A 22,011-nucleotide genomic window follows, 5' to 3' on the forward strand; every position below is an offset into this window, starting at 1 on the left:
AGAGTGATAAATCTTTGATACACAGATCATGCGGTCCATGTATGTTATGAGGTATTACCATCCGTTTCCAGAAGCTATCCCTCTCTCCAAGGCAGGTTGCTCACGTGTTACTCACCCGTCCGCCACTAAGATATCCTAAGTAAACTCAAAATATCTCCGTTCGACTTGCATGTGTTAAGCGTGCCGCCAGCGTTCGTCCTGAGCCAGGATCAAACTCTTTATTAAAGTTGTATATTTAAATCTCTCGATTTAGATATCTGATCCAGTTCATAACGCTTGCGTTATTACTCGTTTTTAAAAGTGTTTTTTAGTCTTTTCTTGACTTTCTTTACTAAGTTCTTAAACTTAGCAAAGGAATCTCAAGGGTCGTTACTTTTTCTTCGCATTGTTCAATTTTCAAGATGCTGTTTCCACTATCTCTTTTTGAGACAGCTTTAATATTATATCACAGAAACTTTTCTTTGTCAATACCTTTTTGAAAATTTTCTGAGATTTTTTGTTGTCACTTTCGAGCGAGTTATCCATGCTGCGCCAGCAGGCTTACTGTTTCGCTCTCTCGTCCGACAGCTTTTATATTATAGCACCATTTTCAGCCTTTGTCAACTAAAAAAAGCGCCGTTGAATCGGGCGCTTTTTATGTATAATTTCCCATATTGTGTTTTTTATATATCGCTATAGTCTGTTAATGCAGGTACGAATATATAAATCTCCCTGCAAACAGCACCGCCATTGCCACAAGGGCTGCTGCTATGGTTATATGCTTTGTGACGTCTTCCTCGAACTTGAACTTCTCGGGCTCTTTGGGATCGCAGAGGATAAGGTGAGTCGAGCCCACCTTTAAGGGCTGTGTGTAGCCAGCCTTGTCCTGAACCTCGTAGGTCTTGCCGCCGATGTCGTACTTCATGATATGGACGTAGTTATCAACGCGGCTGCTCTTGAACGCCACACTTTCCAGAATAATGCCCTTTTTCTTTATTACCTCTTTGGCTTCAAGCACCTCGGCTTTTGCGATAACGCCGAACTTCTTATAATAAAGAAGCCGCGCAAGATAGACGCACCCTGCTGCGGCTGTTACTATGCCAATGCAGGCAAGTATTATATCTCTCATGTTTCACCTCATGGTCAGAATATGCTCTCGGGCTGTACATAGCCCTTTGCCTTTTCGGGATAAAGGCGCTCCGCATAGCGGTATATCTGCATTATCTCAAGCTTGCTGGACTCGCCGTCCATACATCTCCTGATATCCTCGCGGCCTATCTTGGTGTTGAGCTTGTAGCAGTCCTCAACGCCGTTCTCATTATAATGGAAGCACACGTCAAAGGAGTAGCTGTGGGCTCCTGCAAGATGAGAGCCTATGGAATAGGAAAAATTCTCGATATTTTCAAGGTTTATCTTCCATTTATAAAAGAGATATTTGCAGTTTATGACGCTTCCGCTGCCAAACTCCACCGTAGTGCCCATATTTGAAATGGCTACATAGGCGACGAGTCCCAGCAGTATGCCTACGGGCAGACCTATCTCGTCTGTGAAGTACACAACTGTACAGACTACAGCTGCCCATATCAGTATAGATATCTTTATCGCCAAAGGCGGTATATACGATACTTTCAGCTTTTTCATAATCTCCCCCGCTTTAATTACCAAAAGCAAACATTCCCTTACTGTTCCTATAATGAAATAATACCATTTTTGCGGCGATTTGTCAATAAAAAAGCGGATATCTTAATGATATCCGCTGAATTTTATTCACTTACATAATCCATTCGTAAGATTATCAAAGGACGCCCTCTCTTGCAGGGCGTCCCTCTTTCAAAAACAGTCCACTGGACTGTTTTTGAAATTCACCCTTGCGGAGCGCTTCGTAACTGTGGGGGCTTTGCCCCACACCCCACCAGAGGCGCCGCCTTTGGAATCCCGTTTATATGCTCAGCCGATTTTCAGCTAACGGCTCAGTTCGCCATGAGCTTTACCATTACTGCCTTCTGAGCGTGGAGACGGTTCTCAGCTTCCTCGAATATCTCGTTTGCGTGAGCCTCGAATACCTTCTCTGTTATCTCCTCCTCACGGTGTGCAGGGAGACAGTGAAGAACCATTGCGCCCTCGTTTGCCTGTACCATGAGCTCGTCGTTTATCTGGTAGCCTGCGAAAGCCTTCTTGCGCTTCTCGGCTTCGCCCTCCTGTCCCATAGAAGCCCATACGTCTGTGATAAGTACGTCTGCGCCCTTTGCAGCCTGCATAGGTACGTTTGTCATCTCGAACTTGTCGCCGTAGCCCTTTGCAAAGTCAAGTATCTCCTTTGGAGGCTGATAGTCGTCAGGACAAGCGATAGACACGCTCATGCCAACCTTTAAGCAGCCTACGATAAGGGAGTTTGCCATGTTGTTTCCGTCGCCGATGAAGCACATCTTCAGACCGTCGAAGCTGCCCTTGAACTCACGGATAGTCATAAGGTCGGCAAGTACCTGACAAGGGTGGCAGAAGTCTGTAAGACCGTTGATTATCGGGATAGAGCCGTATTCTGCAAGGTCCTCGACCTCCTTCTGCTCAAATGTACGTATCATGATACCGTCAAGGTAACGTGAGAGAACTCTTGCTGTATCCTGTACAGGCTCTCCGCGTCCTATCTGGAGGTCGTTTGAGGAGAGGAACAGCGGATATCCGCCCAGCTGGTACATACCTGTCTCAAAGGATACACGGGTACGTGTGGAAGCCTTCTGGAATATCATTCCGAGAGTCTTGCCTTTGAGGTGCGGATGCGGGATACCGTGCTTGAGCTCATACTTGAGCTGGTCAGCAAGGTTAAGTATCTCGATTATCTCTTCTGTGCTCAGGTCGAGCATTTTAAGTAAGTGTTTCATATTTTCTATCCTTTCTAATCAAAAAATCATCTGTTCATTTCTGTGAACGCCTTATCTATAGCCACTGCAAACAGCGGTATATAATCGTCAAAAGCCTTGTTATCCACGTTTATATGGAACTGCATCTCGCCGTTTACTCCCACAAGGCTCTGGATATGACCTACATTGTTTCCGTCGAGGATTATGTCGAATTCCTTTCTGTCCTTGCTGGATATCTCAAAGCGCATGGTCTTGTGTCTTACCTTAATGGTAGGATCGAGGAACATGGACGTACACTCCATTGTCATGAAAACGTTGTCATTGAGGATTATTGTGAAGCTCGGTCTCTTTGCGTCGCCTGTCTGAACGAGAGTATAGAGGTTGTAGTTGCTTGCGTCCATGAGATTATAACGGGCACCGAAGCCTTTTTTCTTGATATTATAGAGAAGGCGGTCATCTTTGTCTACTACAGTATATTTTGCGCCTTTACCGATTACTTTTAGCTCCATGATCATTCCTCCAGTATCTCTATCAGAATTTTCAGTCCGTCCTTTAGCTCGTCGTAGGATATAGTCAGCGGTGGAAGAAGTCTTACCTTTTCCTTGGCAGTGAGTATCAGAAGCCCTCTGTCAAGAGCCTTTTGTGCCACATCGTGAGCGTCCTTGCTTTTCAGCTTTATGCCTACCATGAGACCGATACCTGTAACAGCCTCTACCTCGCTGCACTTTTCAAGCTCAGTCCTGATAAGCTCGCTCTTTTTGCACACATCGTCGAGGAAGCCCTCGCTCTCTATCCTGTCGAGCACTGCAAGACCGCCTGCACAGGCGATAGGATTGCCGCCGAAAGTAGAGCCGTGAGTACCTGCTGTGAGAACTCCGCTGCATTTTTCATTGACGAGACAAGCTCCCATAGGCAGTCCGCCTGCGATGCCCTTTGCCAGAGTAGTGATATCGGCTTTTCTGCCGAAGTTATCTCCTGCAAGGAATTTGCCTGTACGTCCGACGCCTGTCTGTATCTCGTCGGCTATAACAAGTATATCCTTGGGAGCGCAAAGCTCATACACCGCGTCTACGAACTCCTTATCGAGCTTATTGACGCCGCCCTCGCCCTGAACGTATTCAAGCATTACCGCACAAACTGTCTTGTCCTCAAGCTTAGCCTTCAGGTCGCTGATGTCGTTTGCCTTTACGTTCACGAAACCGTCTACGAACGGAAAGAAGTAATTATGGAATACGTCCTGACCTGTAGCGGAAAGTGTAGCGATAGTTCTGCCGTGGAAGGAATTAACAAGGGTAATGATAGTATGTCTGCCCTTGCCGTATTTATCGAAGCTGTACTTCCTTGCCACCTTGATAGCGCACTCGTTTGCCTCTGCGCCGCTGTTGCAGAAGAACACCGACTTGTAGCCTGTGATGTCACAGAGCCTTTCGGCGAAATCTGCCTGAACCTTTGTGTAGTAGTAATTTGAGCTGTGCTGGAGTGTTCTTACCTGAGCGCATACAGCGTCAGCCCATTTTTCGTCGCAGTAGCCGAGGGAATTGGTACCGATACCGCTTCCGAAGTCAATGTATTCCGTGCCGTTTTCGTCCTTACAGCGTCTGCCGCTGCCCTGCTCCATAACGAGAGGGTAGCGTCCGTAGGACTGCATAACGTGCGAGTTGAATTTATCTATGGTATTCATAAAATTCCTCCTTGGGGCAGACTGCCTTGGAGTTACAGAACTTTTCAGACACACTATTATTATAGCGCTGAAAGGCAGTCGCAATCAATCAAACAATACTTATAATAAGTAAATTTTTTGTATACAAGTAAATAATTTTACAGAGAGTTGTAAATATAGAACCTAATTATACAAACTGTGTACCGATTCCTTCGTTGGAAAGTATCTCGATGAGTATCGAGTGAGGTACTCTTCCGTCGATGATAACAGTCTTGCTTACGCCGCGTCTTACAGCCTCTACGCAGCAGTCTATCTTTGGTATCATGCCGCCAGAGATGATACCCTGCATTTTCAGGAAAGGCACCTCGCTGACGTTTACCTCGGGGATAAGTGTGGACGGATCGTCCTTATCGCGGAGAAGTCCTGCGATATCTGTCATAAGGATAAGATTCTCTGCGCCAAGCTCGGCAGCTATTCTTGCAGCGGCTGTATCGGCGTTGATATTGTAGGTGTTGCCCTCCTCGTCGGTAGCAACTGTAGCTATTACGGGGATATTGCCGTTAGCCAAAGCGTCTGTGATAGGCTTAGTATTTACCTTTGTTATCTCGCCTACCCAGCCAAGGTCCTGACCGTCGTCGGTCTTTTTCTTTTCAGCCATGAGCATTTCGCCGTCGATACCGCAAAGACCTACTGCGCTGCCCTTGTGCTGTGCAAGAAGCTGTACCAGCTCCTTGTTGACCTTGCCAGAGAGCACCATTTTTACCACGTCAACAGTTGCGTCATCGGTGTAGCGCAGACCGTTCACGAAGCGGCTCTCGATATTGAGCTTCTTGAGCATATCGCTTATCTCGGGACCGCCGCCGTGTACCAGAACTACCTTTACGCCTACCAGCGAAAGGAGAACGATATCTGTCATAACAGCGTCCTTGAGCTCCTTGTTTGTCATAGCGTTTCCGCCGTACTTGATAACAAGTATCTTGTTATTGTACTTCTGGATATAAGGCAGGGCATCGATAAGCACCTGCGATTTATCGTTGTTTGAGATCTTTTCCATCTTTCTTTACTTCCTTTTTATTTTAACCTTGAGACAGGTTTGATTTATACTTTGCAACAGCGTCATCAATTATCGCCTTAACTCTGTAAGGATCATTGACCTTTGGGATCACATAACTATAATTTGTCGGCATGCCAAGATCACGGCAAGCTTTTATAACGATCTTTCCTGTATTATCGCTGTTCTGATAAACTATCGTATCGGTAACAGTCTTTAACGAGAACTGTTGTAAATTCTTATACTGTATAAACAGTACTCTTTGGTCGGTTATTACATAATTTACTTCATCACGACTTTTTGCGGAATATATAAGCGAGAATATTATCAATCCAATTACTACCAAAGGCATAGAACAAAATAAAACTGAAACTGTAAAACTTGCGATAATATCAGGTCGTGCTAAAGCCGCGCACAGTATGACACCTATAATGAACAGAACTAATATTGCTATTCTCAATATATAGGCTTTATACCTCACCTTCATTGCTTTATCACTTTTTAAAGGATCTTCCTTATCGCCTTTTCCGCTTCCGACAACGCAGACCACCTTTTCATTCCTTTTCAGATAAGGCTTGAACATTTCCAATATGTAGTCATTGCTTGAATATTCTTTGTAAAGGTATTCATCATCGGCGACCTGTCCATAGTTTTCCTTTTGAAAGTAGCCTTCAGTACCGATATATTCCCAGTTTTCTTCCTTTTTCTTTCCGAACATTCAGATCACCTGCCCTGAGTTCCATTTGCAATTGCGCCGTGAACGGCGTCCTGAAGTATCCTTTTGACTCTCTGGGGATCGTTTATGCCTGTCATGCCCGATCTGTACTGACCGTTCTGCATAGGCTGTCCTGCACGAACGGGACGTCTGGTGGAATAATTTATGTATCCCTTGTTATTGCTGCCTGTAACAGCACTGATATTGTATATCTCCGCAAGGAAAACGAACTGCGGTCTGTTGTTCTTGATATTGATGACTCTGATATCGGTAATGGCGTGGACTCCCGTCTGGAAGCCTCCCGACGCCGCGATACTTGTCAGCATGAACATCACAAGACCTATCATGAACAGCGGACACACCTTGATTCCTGTGACCATAAGCACAAATGAGATTGTTATCAGTATGGCATTGCGCTTTTTGTCGGCTTTCCGCTCCTGAGGGGGCTTGGGGGACAGCTTGTCGTATCCGCCCACCCAGAGCAGATGCTCGTTTGGTGCGAGATACGGCTGAAAGCGGCTTTCAAGAGAAGTATAGCTGTCGTAGGAGTGCTGTTCGGAGTCCGCGTCATTGTAGGTCTGTTCGTGACTGTGGTCACATTCCGCAACTGTATTTATATTGCTGTAGGACTGCTCATGGCTGTGTTCGCACTCCCTGCGGTATTCCTTTTTGGGAGCAATATAATCGTCGTCGTACTTAGCGGCGTACCTTTCATTATATTCATCGTAGTCCTCTTCTTTTCTTCTTCCGAACATCTATGCACCTCCTCCGCTTATTTTCTTCGTTTCATGCGACTTAAACGCCGTGAGCCATATGTATGCACCACTTTGCCTGTATCTTCGGGAACGATATCCTCCAGACCGTTGTCTCTTTTGACTATGGATATCTGCTTGCGGGCTATCCTGTCAGCCATGACAGGCGAATCTATCGCATAGAACTCAACAAGCTCTATTTTGTGCGCCGCAATATCAAATTGGGTAAAAAGTCTCAGCAAGCCGATGTTCTTTTCCTCGTTCAGCATATATATCTGAACGCTGAGTACGTCCTTCAGATAGACATATCTCGGACGTCCTTCATTTTCAAGAGAAATTCCGCGGATATTGGTTATGGCATATGCGCCCCGCTTATTGCCCGCAGAAAAGCCTGTCATCATATAAAGACCGACAATAATAAATATCATCATAAAGAAATAACAGATAGGATGATTATCATGGCTGAAAAGGTTTATCAGAATAAATATTATTCCAACTGCCACAAAAGACAGACCGCTTTTAAATTCTCTGTTCTTTGAGGGCGGCTCGATGACTCTTCTGTCGGTCAGCGAAGCTTTTTCAGAGGTGGGCTGACACCAGATGATGTACTCCCCGTCCATGAGATATCCGGAGAAAAGCGACTCGATATCTGTGCCGTAAAGCTTTTTCTTGTTCATAGAAGTTTTAGCTTCTGTAGTCTCCGTTTATCTTGACGTAATCATAGGTAAGGTCACAGCCCCATGCAATGGCTCTGCCCTTGCCGTCGCCGAGAGATACCAGTATCTTTATCTCCTCTTCCTTAAGGATACGCGCTGCAAGCTCCTCTGAGAACTCTATAACGCAGCCCTTTTTGCCAAGCTGGATAACTCCGCCGTCAGAAGCCATTTCGATATCTACCTTTGAGATGTCGAAGTCAGCGTCGGAATAGCCCAGAGCGCAGAATATTCTGCCTGCGTTGGCGTCTTCGCCGAATATCATAGCCTTGATAAGGCTTGAACCGATAATGGACTTTGCAACCTTTTCGGCTACAGCGTCTGTATCGGCGCCCTTAACTGCGCACTCGATGAGCTTTGTAGCGCCCTCGCCGTCACGAGCCATCATACGTGCAAGGTTCATCATGATAGCGTAGAGAGCGTGTCTGAATTTCTCGAAATCTCCGTCGTCGTTTGTGACAGGCTTGTTGCCTGCGTCGCCCGAAGCCATGATGCATACCATGTCGTTTGTTGAAGTATCACCGTCAACGCTTGCTCTGTTGAGAGTTACCTTTACGATATCGCTGAGGGCACGCTGTATCATCTCGGAGGAGATAGCGGCGTCAGTTGTAAGGAATGTAAGTGTTGTAGCCATATTCGGATGTATCATGCCGCTGCCCTTGAGCATACCGCCCATAGTGCAGGTCTTTCCGCCCAGCTCGAACTGTACGGCAATTTCCTTTTCGGCTGTATCTGTAGTCATGATAGCTTCGAGAGCTCTCTTGTTGCCGTCATAGGTAAGTCCCTCTGCAAGACCGTCCATAGCGTTTGCGATAGGCTCGATAGGGAGCACCTGACCGATAACGCCTGTAGAAGCTACTATAACGTCCTTCTCGTCGATACCAAGAGACTTTGCAGCCAGCTGACACATCTTGACAGCCTTTTCAACGCCGTCGGGATTGCAGGTGTTGGCATTTACCGAGTTCACGATAACAGCTCTTGCCTTTCCGTCGCGGATATGCTCCTTTGTAACAAGTATGGGAGCGCCCTTTACCTTGTTTGTGGTGTATACTGCGGCAGCCTCGCACATCTTATCTGCAACGATGAGTGCAAGGTCGTTTTTCTTCTTTGCTGCGGGGATAGCGTTGTTTGCAGCCGCATTAGCCTCTGCCATTTCGCCGAGAGGCTTGTGCGCAAGACCGCACTGTACGCCGTTAGCCTTAAACCCCTTGGCAGCGCAGACGCCGCCCTCAACAAAGGTTATGCCCTTAACTTCAACAAGCTTCATTATCTGTTTCCTCCTTGATCTTCTGCGCAAATTTCGCAATTATGTCCATATATTCGGTCCTCTCCTCCTCGGAGCCCCAGTGGTGGGACTTAGCCATAAGACCTGCGTTCTCCAGCATTGGTCTCATCTGCTGATAGAAGAGCTTGAGGTATTTTTCCTTTCCAGCATAGAGGTTGTACATCAGCTGTCCCTCGAACATCTCGCCGATAAACGGATCGTCGTTGAGGAACTCAATGGCTCTCTTTATAGCCACGCGTGAGCATATCTTCTGACGAAGCATACGGCTGACATCTGATACTGTAAGCTGATCCTTTGTTTTCGCCATGATAGTGTTGAACCACTCATCAACGGTGTAATCTATGCCGTCGTCCTCGATGAGGTCATACTCATAGATCTCTTTAAGTGTTTTGCTCATTTTACTTCCCCCCGATATAATTGAAATAACATCATACGGCTCAGACAAGTCCTGTTGTCTCGTCTATGCCCATCATTATATTAAGGCACTGTACTGCAGCTCCGCTTGCACCCTTCCCGAGGTTGTCAAGGCGTGAGCAGAGTAATATCTGTTCGTCGTTTCCGAATACGAAAACCTGCATTTTGTTCTGTCCGCTGAGAGTGTTTGAAGCAAGGAAGAACGCCTTCTGCTCGTCTGCGGACATAAGAGGCATTACCTCTATCATATTAGCTCCTGCATAATGCTTTGCGTACATCTCGTGCACCTGCTGTGCAGTCACTTTCTTGTCAAGCATTCTTGTCTGTATTGGCACGCTTACTACCATGCCGCTGAAATAGTCGCACACCATAGGGTTGAACATAGGTGTGTAGGTAAGTCCCGATACGGCTTTCATCTCAGGCAGGTGCTTGTGCTGCTGAGAGAGTGCGTACTGACGTGGACTGTTGAACTCGAAAGGCTTGTCGTCGCCCTCGTAAACTGCGATAGCCTTTTTGCCTGCTCCGCTGTAGCCCGAAGTAGCATAGGCGAATACTGGGAAATCAGCAGGTATGATGCCGTTGCTCACCAGCGGATAAACTATTGAAGCAAAGCCGCTTGCATAACAGCCGGGAACTGCGACTCTGTTGGACTTGATTATCTTTTCCCTGTGAGCAGGTGAGAGCTCGGGAAAACCGTAAGCCCAGTCTGGATTTGTGCGGTGAGCTGTAGAAGCGTCGATTATACGGACATGGTCGTTGTCCTTGTCGATAAACGAAACAGCCTCGATAGAAGCGGCGTCGGGCAGGCAGAGGAATACATAGTCTGCACTGTTTATAAGACGAGCACGCTCCGCAGGATCTTTTCTCAGCTCCTCGCTGATCTTCATTATCTCAAGGTCTTTTCTGTCCTTGAAACGCTCCTGTATTTTAAGACCTGTTGTACCTTCCTGACCGTCTATGTAGATTTTTACTGACATATTGTTTTCCTCCGTTTTTTCAAGAAGTTGGATAGCCCATGAACGGGATTCCAAAGGGACTGTGTTCCTTTGGCAGAGTCCAGAGGCAGCGCCTCTGGTGGGGTGTGGGGCAACGCCCCACAGTTACAAAGCGCCTCGCAAAGGGTGAATCGAAAAACAATCCGGTGGATTGTTTTTCGAGAGGGAACGCCTTGCAAGAGAAGGCGTTCCCTTATCGGGCGGATAATATCCGCCCCTACAAATTCTTAGTTCTTTTTGCGCTTATTGACCTTGCGCTCGTACTTGGCACGCTTGGGATCTTCAAGGTCTGAATTGTCCTCTATCATTGAGTGCCATACGCTTACGCCAAGGGTTATTATAACTATCAGTGCGAACCAGAATATATGGGCGCTGGGGACAACTGCAAGCCACAGTCCCATTACAAGCTCGCCCACAGCCCATATGACTCCCATAAGAATGGTAAGTCCTATGGTAAAGGTCACGTCTTTTTTCTTCATATCAGAGTCCCAGTGCCTTTTCTGCAAGAGCTATCTGCTCCCTGACAGCGTCAGGTGACGGACCGCCCTCGGACTTTCTCTCGCGGACGCAGGTATCAAGGCTGATAGCCTGATATACGTCCTCGTCAAAGAGTTCTGTCATTGCCTTATAATCGGCAATTGGCAGTGTTTCAAGAGTAAGTCCCTTTTCTATGCACTGAGCAACGAGAGTTCCTGTTATCTTGTATGCGTCACGGAAAGGCATACCCTTTTTAACGAGGTAGTCAGCACAGTCCGTAGCGTTTATGAAGCCTCTTGCTGCGGCGTTCCTCATGTTGTCCTTGAGAACGCGCATTGTTGCAAGCATGGGAGTGAATGTCTTTACGCAGAGCTTTACGTTGTCAACTGCGTCGAAGATAGCCTCCTTGTCCTCCTGCATATCCTTGTTGTATGCAAGGGGCAGACCTTTCATCATGGTGAGGAGAGTCATGAGGTCGCCGTTTACTCTGCCTGTCTTGCCGCGGATAAGCTCTGTAACGTCGGGGTTCTTCTTCTGGGGCATTATAGACGAGCCTGTAGCGAATGCGTCGTCGAGCTCAACGAACTTGAACTCCCACGAGCACCAGAGGATTATCTCCTCGGAAAATCTTGAAAGGTGTGTCATGAGCAGTGACAGTGCGCAGTTAAGCTCCACGCAGTAGTCTCTGTCGGAAACGCCGTCAAGGCTGTTGGGCATGGGAGCCGTAAAGCCGAGGAGCTCCGAGGTCTGCCTGCGGTTTGTTTTATATGTAGTACCTGCAAGAGCGCCGCTGCCGAGAGGGCAGTAGTTCATTCTCTTTGCGGTATCCTGTAATCTTTCCATATCGCGGAGAAGCATCCACACATACGCCATAAGGTGATGTGCGAGAGTTATTGGCTGTGCTCTCTGCAAGTGAGTATAGCCTGGCATTATGGTCTCGGTGTGCTCCTTAGCCATTTTCACCAGAGTAACGGCGAGCTCCTTTACCATAGCGTATATCTCGTCTATCTCGTCGCGGAGATAAAGTCTCAGGTCAACTGCCACCTGATCGTTTCTTGAACGTGAGGTGTGGAGTCTCTTTCCTACGTCGCCGAGGCGCTTTGTAAGCTCAGCCTCAACGAACATATGGATATCCTCGGCATTGGGATCGAGCTCCAGCTTGCCGCTGTCAATATCGGCGAGTATGCCTTTCAGTCCCTCGATGATCTCAAGGCTGTCCTCCTTGGTGATAATGCCGCAGTCTCCCAGCATAGTAGCGTGGGCGATACTGCCCTTTATATCGTGGCGGTACATACGTCCGTCAAAGGCAATGGAAGAGTTGAAAGCGTTTACGCCCTCGTCCACCTGCTTGGAAAATCTTCCTGCCCACATCATATCTGCCATGTTTTTCTCTCCTTGTTGTAGCCATTCGCTTTTGTAGGGGACGGCATCCTCGACGTCCCATAATTACGTTATTTATCAACGGGGCGATGTAGGCATCGCCCCCTACATTTACGGTTGTCCCGATTTATTGCTCACTGACGGGCGCACACTGTGCGCCCCTACAAGTTAATAATGCTTCTTATTCTTTATTGCCGCATACTCCTTGAATACCTCAAGGCATTCCTCACGGTGGAGCTCCTCCGAGATATCCTCGGGAGCTTCATAGAACTGCTTGTCACGGAAGCCGATACTGTCGGTATCGCTGACATTGCAGCCGTAGTATACCTTTCTGATATTCGCCCACATTATAGCTCCTGCGCACATGGGACAGGGCTCTGCGGTGGTATACAGCTCGCAGCCCGAAAGGTCGTGGCTGCCTGTCTTTTTGCAGGCGTCGCGGATAGCCATCATCTCGCCGTGACAGGTAGAGTCGTGCCTTTTCACGACTTCGTTGTGTCCCTGACCGATTATCTCGCCGTCTTTGACGATGACACAGCCGAAAGGACCGCCGTGACCTGCGTTTATGCCTGCTCTCGCCTCATCAATGGCGAGCTTCATGAATTTATCCATAGTTTTTATATTTCAATATATTTGTTGCGGTAATACAAGTCCTCGCGGACGGTGAAGCCCATATGCTCCCAGAACTGATTTCCGTTTTCGTTGTGTGTGAACACCACCAGCAGGACTTTCTGTATCCCCTCTTTTCTGAGAGCCTCCATAGCGCTTTCCACCAGCATTCTGCCGATGCCCTGTCCGCGGCGGTCGGGAGCTACTACAACATGGTGAAAGATACCGCGTCTGCCGTCGTGACCTGCGAGGATAGTGCCGATTATCCTGCCGTTTTCCTCGGCAACGAAGCTCGTTGCAGGATTGCGTCCGAGATATCTTGCGAAGCCCTCGGGACTGTCGTCCACGGGATTTGTGCCCTCATGCTCTTTCCAGCACTCGTTTACTCCGTCCCAGTCATTGACGGTCATAACTCTTACCTTTACCATGCTGCCCTCCTTTTTGGTTGAGAGTTTAGAGTTTAGAGTTGAAAGTTAAGGAGTCGCCTGCGGCGACATTATTCAGATCATGTGAGCGGAGCGAACACATTGATTCTCAACTCTCAACTCTCAATTCTCAACTTGAAAAAAATCGTAACAGGCAGGAGATAGGCTCCCCTGCCTGAAACTGCTGCTTATTCTGATGTCAAGAATGAATTACTTGTTGTTTCTCTTCTTGTCCAGCTGAGCTCTTACCTTTATCGGGAGACCGAAGAGGTTGATGAAGCCTGCTGCGTCAGCCTGATTGTAAACCTCGTCCTCATCGAATGTAGCAACTTCCTCATCGTAGAGTGTGTATGGTGAAGTTACGCCTGCATTGATGATGTTGCCCTTGTAGAGCTTGAGCTTAACGTCGCCTGTAACTCTCTCCTGTGTCTTGTCAACGAAAGCTGTGAGAGCTTCACGGAGAGGTGTGAACCACTGACCGTTGTATACGATATCAGCGAACTTGATGCCGAGGTACTGCTTGATACGTGCAGTTTCCTTGTCAAGAGTGATCGTCTCGAGAACCTCGTGAGCGTGATAAAGGATAGCACCGCCTGGAGTCTCATAAACGCCTCTTGACTTCATACCAACGAGACGGTTCTCAACGAGGTCTGCAAGACCGATACCGTTCTCGCCGCCAAGCTTGTTGAGAGCTGATACCATTTCAACGCCGTTGAGCTTCTTGCCGTCCAGCATTGTAGGAACGCCCTTCTCAAAGTGAATTGTGATATATGTAGGCTTGTCAGGAGCGTCGATAGGAGATACGCCCATTTCAAGGAAGCCTTTCTTCTCGTACTGTGGCTCGTTTGCAGGATCCTCAAGGTCGAGACCTTCGTGTGAAAGGTGCCAGATGTTCTTGTCCTTTGAGTAGTTTGTCTCTCTGTTTATCTTCAGAGGAATGTTGTGAGCCTCTGCGTAGTCGATCTCCTCGTCACGGCTCTTGATGTCCCATTCTCTCCATGGAGCGATGATAGCCATTTCAGGTGCGAAAGCCTTGATAGCAAGCTCGAATCTTACCTGATCGTTGCCCTTTCCTGTGCAGCCGTGGCAGATAGCGTCAGCGCCTTCCTCGAGAGCGATCTCAGCGATACGCTTTGCGATGATAGGACGAGCAAAGGAAGTACCGAGCATATATCTGTTCTCGTAAATTGCTCCTGCCTGAACTGTAGGATAAACGTAGTCCTGAATGAACTCTTCCTTGAGGTCAGCGATGATGAGCTTTGAAGCGCCTGTCTTGATAGCCTTCTCCTCGAGTCCGTCAAGCTCTGTGCCCTGTCCTACGTCGCCTGAAACAGCGATAACTTCGCAGTTATTGTAGTTTTCCTTGAGCCACGGGATAATGATAGAAGTATCAAGTCCGCCTGAGTATGCAAGAACTACCTTTTTGATATCCTTTTTGTTAGCCATTGTAATTACCTCCTGAATATAAACGCTGCTTTTCAAGCCGCGCGGATTTGCGATATAAGTATATTATACTACTTAACAAAATATTGTCAAGGGTATTTGCATAAATATTCATTATTTTTGAAAATATTCGCATTTATACGTATATTATTCAATCTACAGGTGAAGCGCCTATTTTTCGGAAATTGCCCTGCCAATTAGTCCCGAAGTTAAAAAGACTTGTTAAATCCTGCGGCGTTTTGTATGAATTTCCGATTTTTATTCTAATCCTGTTAATTTGCTTGATATTTTTTTATCTACCGTTTATAATAAGTTATACATATAGCTCTATAAAGTGCTAAAGAAAGATAAATAATGAATTTTGGCTTAATAAACTGGGAGGTTTACATTATGGCTGAGAAAAACGGAACAAAGATAACTATACTCGGCGCAGGCAACGTCGGCGCTTCTATTGCTTATACATTCGCTGTAGCAGGCACCTGCTCCGATATCGTTCTTGTTGATATAAACAAGGCTAAGGCTAAGGGTGAGGCTATGGATATCCGTCAGGGCGTTTCCTTCGGTGAGAACGTCGAGATATTCGACGGCGAGTACGAGGACGCAAAGGACTCCGATATCGTTGTTGTTACTCTCGGTATCGCAAGAAAGCCCGGTCAGACACGTCTCGACCTTGCACAGATAAACGTAAACATCATCAAGGAGGTAATGCCTCAGATAGCTAAGTATGCTCCCGACGCTATATACGTAGTTGTCAGCAACCCTGTTGACGTTCTTACATACACTATCCTCAAGTGCACAGACCTCAAGCCAAATCAGGTAATCGGCTCGGGTACAGCTCTTGATACTTCAAGACTCCGTTCCATCATCGCTGACCACGTAGGTCTCAGCCCTAACAGCATTCACGCTTACGTATTCGGCGAGCACGGCGATTCCTCATTTATCCCATGGTCTATCATGAACATCGCAGGAGTTCCTGTTGACGAGTACTGCGCAGATCAGGATCACGCAGACCTTGACGAGGACGAGATACTCGACGAAGTCCGCAAGGCAGGCGCAGAGGTCATCAAGAGGAAGGGCGCTACATTCTACGCTATCGCAATGAGCGTAAACAAGATATGCGACACTGTTCTCCGTGACTCAAAGAACATTCTCACAGTTTCTACAATGATAAACGACAGATACGGCATCAACGACGTATGTCTCAGTCTCCCATGCGTTATCGGAAGCAACGGTATCGAAAGAGAAGTTTCACCTAAGCTTTCCGACTCAGAGATAGAGAAGCTTCAGGCAAGTGCAAAGGCACTGAGAAGCGTTATCGACCAGATACAGTTCTGAGAAGCCGCAAATAAGCATTTACGCGGAGAACTCACTGTTCTCCGCTTTTTTGAAATAATAACTGAAAGGACATATAACCCATGAATTACGCAGAAGAATCACTTAAAAAGCACTATGAGTGGCAGGGCAAGATAGAAGTTATCTGCCGTGCTCCCCTCGAAACAAGAGACGACCTCTCACTGGCTTACACCCCCGGCGTTGCACAGCCCTGTCTTGAAATACAGAAGGACGTTGACAAGAGCTATGAGCTCACACGCCGTTCCAACCTCGTTGCTGTAGTTACAGACGGTACAGCAGTTCTCGGTCTCGGCGACATCGGTCCTGAGGCAGGTATGCCTGTTATGGAGGGCAAGTGCGCACTCTTCAAGGCATTCGGCGACGTTGACGCAGTTCCTCTTTGTGTTCGTTCAAAGGAAGTTGACGACATCGTAAATACAGTTCGTCTCCTTGCAGGCTCATTCGGCGGCGTAAACCTCGAGGACATCTCCGCTCCCCGCTGCTTCGAGATAGAGAAGAAGCTCAAGGAGTGCTGCGATATCCCGATATTCCACGACGACCAGCACGGTACAGCAGTTGTTACTCTCGCAGCTATGCTCAACGCTCTCAAGGTAGTAGGCAAGAAGCTGGACGAGATAAGAGTAGTTACAAGCGGTGCAGGCGCAGCAGGTATCGCTATCATCAAGCTCCTCATCTCTATGGGACTTAAAGACGTTGTTCTCTGCGACAGAAACGGCGCTATCTACAAGGGACGTCCCGAGGGCATGAACCCAATGAAGGACGAAATGGCTGAGATAACCAACCAGCAGATGAGAAAGGGCAGCCTTGAAGAAGTTATCAAGGGCGCAGACGTATTCATCGGCGTATCGGCTCCCGGCTGCGTAACTCCCGAAATGGTAAAGAGCATGGCTGACAAGCCTATCCTCTTCCCCATGGCTAACCCCACTCCCGAGATAATGCCCGACCTTGCAAAGGAAGCAGGCGCAGCAGTAGTCGGCACAGGCAGAAGCGACTTCCCGAACCAGATAAACAACGTACTCGCATTCCCGGGTATCTTCCGCGGTGCACTCGATGTTCGCGCAAGCGATATCAACGACGCTATGAAGATAGCTGCTGCCAAGGCTATCGCTTCATTCGTTACAGACGACAAGCTCAGCGCTGATTACATTATCCCAAGCGCACTTGACAAATCAGTAGCACAGGCAGTTGCAAAGGCTGTTGCTCAGGCTGCAAAGGATACAGGGGTTGCAAGACTTTAATGTCTGATCGGAGCATTGATTTGTGCATTGTGATAAATCTCTAAAAATTTTTCACAAAAATGTTGATTTATTGAATTAAAGGTGCTATAATAGAGCCGTACAGCTTTTGCTTTGCGGCTCTTTTGACCTGAAAGTCCACAAACGAAAGCTGACAGTTATGAAGTACTTTAACCGTTAGCTTCATCATAAAAAAACTATGATATAAGGAGAAAAGCATTATGAAAAACACATCTGTATTATTTCTGATCGCTTTGGTCGGAGCAATTGTAAGCGTTTTAACACTTATTGTTGCAATAGCTACAAAAAGCTACATACTGGCACAGGTAGCCTTCGGAATAGCTTGTGTATTCTGCGTAGCAACAGCTATAACTGCAAATAAAAAGATCAAAAAGAACTAACTTATTTTAAACAGCGAAAGATTTTCAGCTATGAATTGTCCGGAATGCGGAAAAGAATGCCGCAAAGGTTTTATCGAAGCAAAAGAGATCGGAAGCATCACACAGTTTTTCACATCGGTGATATGGTATCCCGAAGATGAAAAGGACAAATGGATAAGAAATAACACAGTACATCTTTCACTGCACGGCGAAGGATATTACTGCGATGAGTGTATGAAGGTATTTGCTGCTTTTGATGAAAAATAATAATCACGTATTTAATGAAACTCGGACGTTCAATTACAGTCCCGAGAAGCTAACGGTTCGTGGGCGGCGTAAAGCCGCCCTCTTTTTTGAACTGCAGCCGCCGCAGAGGAACAGTTTTTTGACCGCGAATATTGTCATTTTGAGCATTGTGTGATATAATTGAGCCGTGGAGCTTTTCGCTCTGCGGCTTTTTAAGTTGAGAATTGAGAGTTGAGAATTATGCAGATAAGGAAATACAAAACAGATGACATACAGCAAATGATAACCATATGGAACGAAATAGTTGATGAAGGCATTGCTTTTCCGCAGGAAGAGCTGCTTGACGAAACAACAGGAGAACAGTTCTTTTCGTCGCAAAGCTATTGCGGCGTTGCAGCAGATGAAAACGGAAATATTTTCGGACTGTATATCCTGCACCCTAACAATGTCGGACGCTGCGGACATATCTGCAATGCAAGCTATGCGGTCTCATCTTCATGCCGCGGACAGCATATCGGTGAAAAGCTGGTCAGGGACTGTATACGGAAAGCAAAAGAATGCGGATTTCTTATATTGCAATTCAATGCTGTTGTAGAAACAAACGCCCATGCAAGACATCTGTATGAAAAAATGGGCTTCAGGCAGCTCGGAGTTATCCCTAACGGTTTCAGAATGAAGGACGGACACTATGAAAACATATGCCCGTATTACATAGAGCTGTAATAACATGATCTATCGGGGCGCCGTCCCCTACTGAATAAAAAGGAATGATAAATATGAGTTTGAATGATACACCCTCCTCGGAGAGAATACACATCGGCTTCTTCGGACGGAGAAACGCAGGAAAATCCAGCGTTGTCAACGCTGTTACGGGACAGGAGCTGTCCGTGGTCTCCGACGTCAAGGGCACTACAACAGATCCCGTCACCAAGGCTATGGAGCTTCTCCCGCTCGGTCCTGTGGTGATAATCGACACTCCGGGCTTTGACGACGAGGGAGCTCTCGGCGAGCTGAGAGTCCGCAGGACAAAGCAGATACTCAACCGCACTGACCTTGCTGTGCTGATAGTTGACGGCACTGTGGGACTTACCGACACGGAAAAACAGCTCATCGGCATTTTCAAGGAAAAGGATATCCCCTATCTCACGGTATACAACAAGTCCGACATCGCCGAAAAGCGCGTCTGTCAGGACAACGAGTTTGAAGTCAGCGCCCTTACAGGCGAAAATATATACGAGCTGAAAGAGCGCATTGCCGCCCTTGCGAAGCTCCCCAAAGAGGAAAAGCGCATAGTGGGCGACCTGCTGAGTACAGGTGATATGGTCGTGCTGGTAACTCCTATCGACGAGTCAGCTCCCAAGGGACGAATGATACTGCCGCAGGTACAGACGCTCCGCGACGTCCTGGACGCAAACGCAATGGCAGTATTCACCAAGGAGCACCAGCTTGCGGAAACTCTCGGAAAGCTGAGCTCTCCGCCCAAAATGGTCATCACCGACAGTCAGGCTTTTGCAATGGTGAGCAAGATAGTCCCCGAGACCGTTCCCCTCACCTCTTTCTCGATACTTATGGCACGTTACAAGGGCTTCCTCGAAACATCGGTAAAGGGCGCAGCCGCAATAAAGACGCTGAAAGACGGGGATACCGTTCTCATTTCCGAGGGCTGTACTCATCACCGTCAATGCGGAGATATCGGCAGTGTTAAACTGCCTGCCCTGCTGAAAAAGACAACAGGCAAGGAGCTGAATATAGAGCTGAGCTCGGGACGTGAATTCCCCGAGAACTTGTCAAGATACAGCCTTGTGATACACTGCGGAGGCTGTATGCTCAATGAGCGCGAAATGACCTACCGCCGCAAATCAGCCGAGGACCAGAACGTGCCCTTCACCAATTACGGCATTGCCCTTGCCCTCATGAACGGCATATTAAAGCGCAGTCTGGGCATATTCCCACACCTTGCAGGAGAGATAGAATGAAAGCCCGTCTGCCCTATATCATCGGCTTTCTGCTCCTTGTGGCAGTGGAGGTCTGCATAGGCGTGTTCTATTTCAACTTCTTCATACGCGCTTATGTAGGCGACGTCATCATAGTATGGGTGCTGTACTGCCTGTTCCGCTCATTCATGCCCAAGAAGTTCGATTCATACGGCGTTGCACTGGGTATACTGGCGTTTTCATTCGCTGTGGAGTTCCTGCAAAAGGCTCATATCGCCGATATACTCGGCGTGAAAAACGAGCTTCTCCGCATAATCATCGGCACGAGCTACGCTCCCGAGGACCTATGGTGCTATGCCGTTGGAACTGCCGTTACACTGCTGGAGATATTCTTATACCGACAACTGAAAAAGAGGAAAACAAATGACTGAAAAACAAACCAAAAATGACTCTCATCTCGGCGCAATTGACGGTCTGAAAGGCATCGGCGCCTGTATCATAGCTTTTTTCTGGCACTATCAGCACTTCAAGCCACAGAACGGCTCCCCTTTCTTCTCGATATTTCCCATGTCATACAAACACGGCTCATTCATGGTGGAGCTTTTCTTCATGCTGTCGGGCTTCGGTATGATGCTGGGCTACTCGGAAAGGATAATCGGGCACAAAATAAGCTTCCGCGATTTCATCGTAAAGCGTCTGCGGAAGATATATCCGCCTTTCCTTTTCTTCACACTGGTCACAATTATACTTGAACTCGCCTATTATCACAGGTGCGGAACTACCTTTGTATACGGAAATTTCGACATTCAGCACCTGATATACAATCTCCTGCTCATGCAGGACGGCTTCTTCGGCAAAGACTGGTCGCTGGACGCTCCCTCGTGGTGCATAAGCATATGTATGCTGTGCTATCTGCTGTTTTACCTGATACTTTACCGCGTCAGGAACGAGCGCCACGGCTGCTATGTATTCTTCGGAGCAGCTCTTCTGGGCACGACTATCACTCTTTCGGGAGTGGACTATCCCCTGTGGAACAGTCTTGTGGGACGTGGTATCGCCTGCTTTTTCATAGGCGCTATACTCTGCACGTTATACAGGAACAGAGAAAAATTCAGATATCAGCGTCTGGGCTATGTTTGTCTGGGAGCTGTGATAATAAGCTACCTTGTGCTGCGCTTCAAGCCCGAATTCATGGGAGATTTCCGCATGGCGTTCATACTCGGTATCGCTCCTGCGCTGATACTTGCAGTGCTGTTCATACCGTGGCTGGGAGCTGTACTCGGCATACGTCCTCTGACGTATCTGGGCAGCCTTTCCATAGTGATATACCTTGTGCATTTCCCCGTACAGTGCGCAATACGCACCATAGACGAATACGCAGGGCTTGGACTTGATTATTCCACAAAGGCGGTATGGCTCAGCTATGCAGCAGCCGTACTCATATCGTCCGTGGTATACAGACTTGTGATCGCAAAGGCAGCAGAAAAGGCTGTATTCGGCTTTTTCAGCAAAAAGGAGACAGCTCCGCAGAAAAAAACGGCATGAGCAAAAGCTCTCCCGAAAGCATATAATGAAATGAAGTTGTATAAACTGAGCCCCAAGGGCAATAATAAAGTCATCAGCTGAAATTCATCATATATCGGGAGAAATACTATGTCAGTCAAACGCGGAGAAATATACTACGCCGACCTCAGTCCCGTTGTGGGTTCTGAGCAGGGCGGAGTCAGACCTGTACTTATAGTCCAGAACGATGTGGGGAACAAGCACAGTCCCACGGTCATCGCCGCGGCTATCACCAGTCAGCGCGACAAGAACCACCTGCCCACACACATCGAGGTAGAGGCGGACAAATGCGGACTTGCAAAGGACAGTATCGTGCTTCTGGAGCAGATACGCACTATCGACAAGCGCCGTCTCAAGGACAAAATGGGCGAGCTTGACCTCAACGCAATGGATAAGGTGGACACAGCGCTGTCTATCAGCTTTGGTCTGGAAATATAATACGCCAAAAGCCTTAGAGAAGCAGATGCTTCTTTAAGGCTTTTTATTTTTTAGTGAATAGTGATCAGATAATTCAAAGCATTTTACGGGCGGATAATATCCGCCC

General features: G+C 47.5%; 26 protein-coding genes and 1 rRNA gene. 9 read left to right on the forward strand and 18 right to left on the reverse strand.

From position 1 onward, the window contains the following. From T497_RS15265 to T497_RS0100085, 18 genes are all read right to left on the reverse strand, one after another. A 16S ribosomal RNA gene (locus tag T497_RS15265) occupies positions 1-225 on the reverse strand; the annotation flags it as partial. Between the two features lie 457 nt (positions 226-682). Continuing rightward, complete coding sequence (locus T497_RS0100005) at positions 683-1,108, reverse strand: hypothetical protein (protein WP_028513853.1); 426 nt, start codon at positions 1,106-1,108, stop codon at positions 683-685. A 14-nt stretch (positions 1,109-1,122) separates the two neighbouring features. Next, positions 1,123-1,620, reverse strand: coding sequence for a hypothetical protein (locus T497_RS0100010; RefSeq protein ID WP_028513854.1), 498 nt, complete (start codon positions 1,618-1,620; stop codon positions 1,123-1,125). A gap of 329 nt (positions 1,621-1,949) precedes the next feature. Further along, a complete protein-coding gene (argF, locus tag T497_RS0100015) occupies positions 1,950-2,858 on the reverse strand; it encodes an ornithine carbamoyltransferase (RefSeq protein ID WP_028513855.1) in 909 nt (302 codons plus the stop codon). Between the two features lie 26 nt (positions 2,859-2,884). Continuing rightward, complete coding sequence (locus tag T497_RS0100020; RefSeq protein ID WP_028513856.1) at positions 2,885-3,346, reverse strand: hypothetical protein; 462 nt, start codon at positions 3,344-3,346, stop codon at positions 2,885-2,887. 2 nt (positions 3,347-3,348) lie between these two features. After that, on the reverse strand, positions 3,349-4,518 hold the full coding sequence (locus T497_RS0100025; RefSeq protein WP_028513857.1) for an aspartate aminotransferase family protein: 1,170 nt from the start codon (positions 4,516-4,518) through the stop codon (positions 3,349-3,351). 166 nt (positions 4,519-4,684) lie between these two features. Continuing rightward, complete coding sequence (gene argB, locus T497_RS0100030) at positions 4,685-5,551, reverse strand: acetylglutamate kinase (RefSeq protein WP_028513858.1); 867 nt, start codon at positions 5,549-5,551, stop codon at positions 4,685-4,687. Between the two features lie 22 nt (positions 5,552-5,573). Beyond that, the gene (locus T497_RS0100035; protein ID WP_028513859.1) at positions 5,574-6,266 is read right to left on the reverse strand and encodes a hypothetical protein; all 693 of its coding nucleotides are present in this window, start codon (positions 6,264-6,266) and stop codon (positions 5,574-5,576) included. Positions 6,267-6,271: 5 nt separating this feature from the next. Then, the gene (locus T497_RS0100040; protein ID WP_028513860.1) at positions 6,272-7,018 is read right to left on the reverse strand and encodes a hypothetical protein; all 747 of its coding nucleotides are present in this window, start codon (positions 7,016-7,018) and stop codon (positions 6,272-6,274) included. A gap of 17 nt (positions 7,019-7,035) precedes the next feature. Next, positions 7,036-7,692, reverse strand: coding sequence for a hypothetical protein (locus T497_RS0100045; protein ID WP_028513861.1), 657 nt, complete (start codon positions 7,690-7,692; stop codon positions 7,036-7,038). A 7-nt stretch (positions 7,693-7,699) separates the two neighbouring features. After that, positions 7,700-8,995 (reverse strand): bifunctional glutamate N-acetyltransferase/amino-acid acetyltransferase ArgJ, encoded by a 1,296-nt coding sequence (gene argJ, locus T497_RS0100050; protein ID WP_028513862.1) that lies wholly within the window; start codon positions 8,993-8,995, stop codon positions 7,700-7,702. Beyond that, positions 8,982-9,410, reverse strand: a complete 429-nt coding sequence (locus T497_RS0100055) for a contact-dependent growth inhibition system immunity protein (RefSeq protein ID WP_028513863.1) — start codon at positions 9,408-9,410, stop codon at positions 8,982-8,984. The genes argJ and T497_RS0100055 overlap by 14 nt, the downstream gene beginning before the upstream one ends. 40 nt (positions 9,411-9,450) lie before the next feature. Beyond that, a complete protein-coding gene (argC, locus tag T497_RS0100060; RefSeq protein WP_028513864.1) occupies positions 9,451-10,404 on the reverse strand; it encodes an N-acetyl-gamma-glutamyl-phosphate reductase in 954 nt (317 codons plus the stop codon). A gap of 245 nt (positions 10,405-10,649) precedes the next feature. After that, positions 10,650-10,901, reverse strand: a complete 252-nt coding sequence (locus T497_RS0100065) for a hypothetical protein (RefSeq protein WP_037324107.1) — start codon at positions 10,899-10,901, stop codon at positions 10,650-10,652. Between the two features lies 1 nt (position 10,902). Next, on the reverse strand, positions 10,903-12,282 hold the full coding sequence (argH, locus tag T497_RS0100070) for an argininosuccinate lyase (RefSeq protein ID WP_028513866.1): 1,380 nt from the start codon (positions 12,280-12,282) through the stop codon (positions 10,903-10,905). 165 nt (positions 12,283-12,447) lie between these two features. After that, positions 12,448-12,891, reverse strand: coding sequence for a nucleoside deaminase (locus T497_RS0100075; protein ID WP_028513867.1), 444 nt, complete (start codon positions 12,889-12,891; stop codon positions 12,448-12,450). A 5-nt stretch (positions 12,892-12,896) separates the two neighbouring features. Then, positions 12,897-13,316, reverse strand: a complete 420-nt coding sequence (locus tag T497_RS0100080) for a GNAT family N-acetyltransferase (RefSeq protein ID WP_207640323.1) — start codon at positions 13,314-13,316, stop codon at positions 12,897-12,899. Between the two features lie 207 nt (positions 13,317-13,523). Continuing rightward, positions 13,524-14,759 (reverse strand): argininosuccinate synthase, encoded by a 1,236-nt coding sequence (locus T497_RS0100085; RefSeq protein ID WP_028513869.1) that lies wholly within the window; start codon positions 14,757-14,759, stop codon positions 13,524-13,526. A 387-nt stretch (positions 14,760-15,146) separates the two neighbouring features. Between T497_RS0100085 and T497_RS0100090 the strand changes: the two genes are divergently transcribed. From T497_RS0100090 to T497_RS0100125, 9 genes are all read left to right on the forward strand, one after another. Beyond that, the gene (locus tag T497_RS0100090) at positions 15,147-16,091 is read left to right on the forward strand and encodes an L-lactate dehydrogenase (protein ID WP_037324109.1); all 945 of its coding nucleotides are present in this window, start codon (positions 15,147-15,149) and stop codon (positions 16,089-16,091) included. A gap of 80 nt (positions 16,092-16,171) precedes the next feature. Continuing rightward, positions 16,172-17,347 carry an NAD(P)-dependent malic enzyme gene (locus T497_RS0100095; protein ID WP_028513871.1) on the forward strand — a complete coding sequence of 392 codons (1,176 nt, stop codon included), beginning with the start codon at positions 16,172-16,174 and terminating at the stop codon, positions 17,345-17,347. 218 nt (positions 17,348-17,565) lie between these two features. Continuing rightward, complete coding sequence (locus T497_RS17170; protein WP_051530378.1) at positions 17,566-17,745, forward strand: hypothetical protein; 180 nt, start codon at positions 17,566-17,568, stop codon at positions 17,743-17,745. A gap of 30 nt (positions 17,746-17,775) precedes the next feature. Beyond that, complete coding sequence (locus T497_RS17175; protein WP_051530380.1) at positions 17,776-17,991, forward strand: PF20097 family protein; 216 nt, start codon at positions 17,776-17,778, stop codon at positions 17,989-17,991. A gap of 219 nt (positions 17,992-18,210) precedes the next feature. Next, positions 18,211-18,693, forward strand: coding sequence for a GNAT family N-acetyltransferase (locus tag T497_RS0100105; RefSeq protein WP_028513872.1), 483 nt, complete (start codon positions 18,211-18,213; stop codon positions 18,691-18,693). Positions 18,694-18,746: 53 nt separating this feature from the next. Further along, positions 18,747-19,946, forward strand: coding sequence for a [FeFe] hydrogenase H-cluster maturation GTPase HydF (gene hydF / locus T497_RS0100110; RefSeq protein WP_028513873.1), 1,200 nt, complete (start codon positions 18,747-18,749; stop codon positions 19,944-19,946). Next, a complete protein-coding gene (locus T497_RS0100115; protein WP_028513874.1) occupies positions 19,943-20,335 on the forward strand; it encodes a DUF2809 domain-containing protein in 393 nt (130 codons plus the stop codon). Before hydF ends, T497_RS0100115 begins: the two co-directional genes overlap by 4 nt. Continuing rightward, on the forward strand, positions 20,328-21,449 hold the full coding sequence (locus T497_RS0100120; RefSeq protein ID WP_028513875.1) for an acyltransferase family protein: 1,122 nt from the start codon (positions 20,328-20,330) through the stop codon (positions 21,447-21,449). The genes T497_RS0100115 and T497_RS0100120 overlap by 8 nt, the downstream gene beginning before the upstream one ends. 108 nt (positions 21,450-21,557) lie before the next feature. Beyond that, on the forward strand, positions 21,558-21,905 hold the full coding sequence (locus tag T497_RS0100125; RefSeq protein ID WP_028513876.1) for a type II toxin-antitoxin system PemK/MazF family toxin: 348 nt from the start codon (positions 21,558-21,560) through the stop codon (positions 21,903-21,905). Positions 21,906-22,011 lie beyond the last annotated feature (106 nt).

The organism is Ruminococcus flavefaciens MA2007, assembly GCF_000621845.1.
Classification (GTDB): domain Bacteria; phylum Bacillota; class Clostridia; order Oscillospirales; family Ruminococcaceae; genus Ruminococcus; species Ruminococcus flavefaciens_E.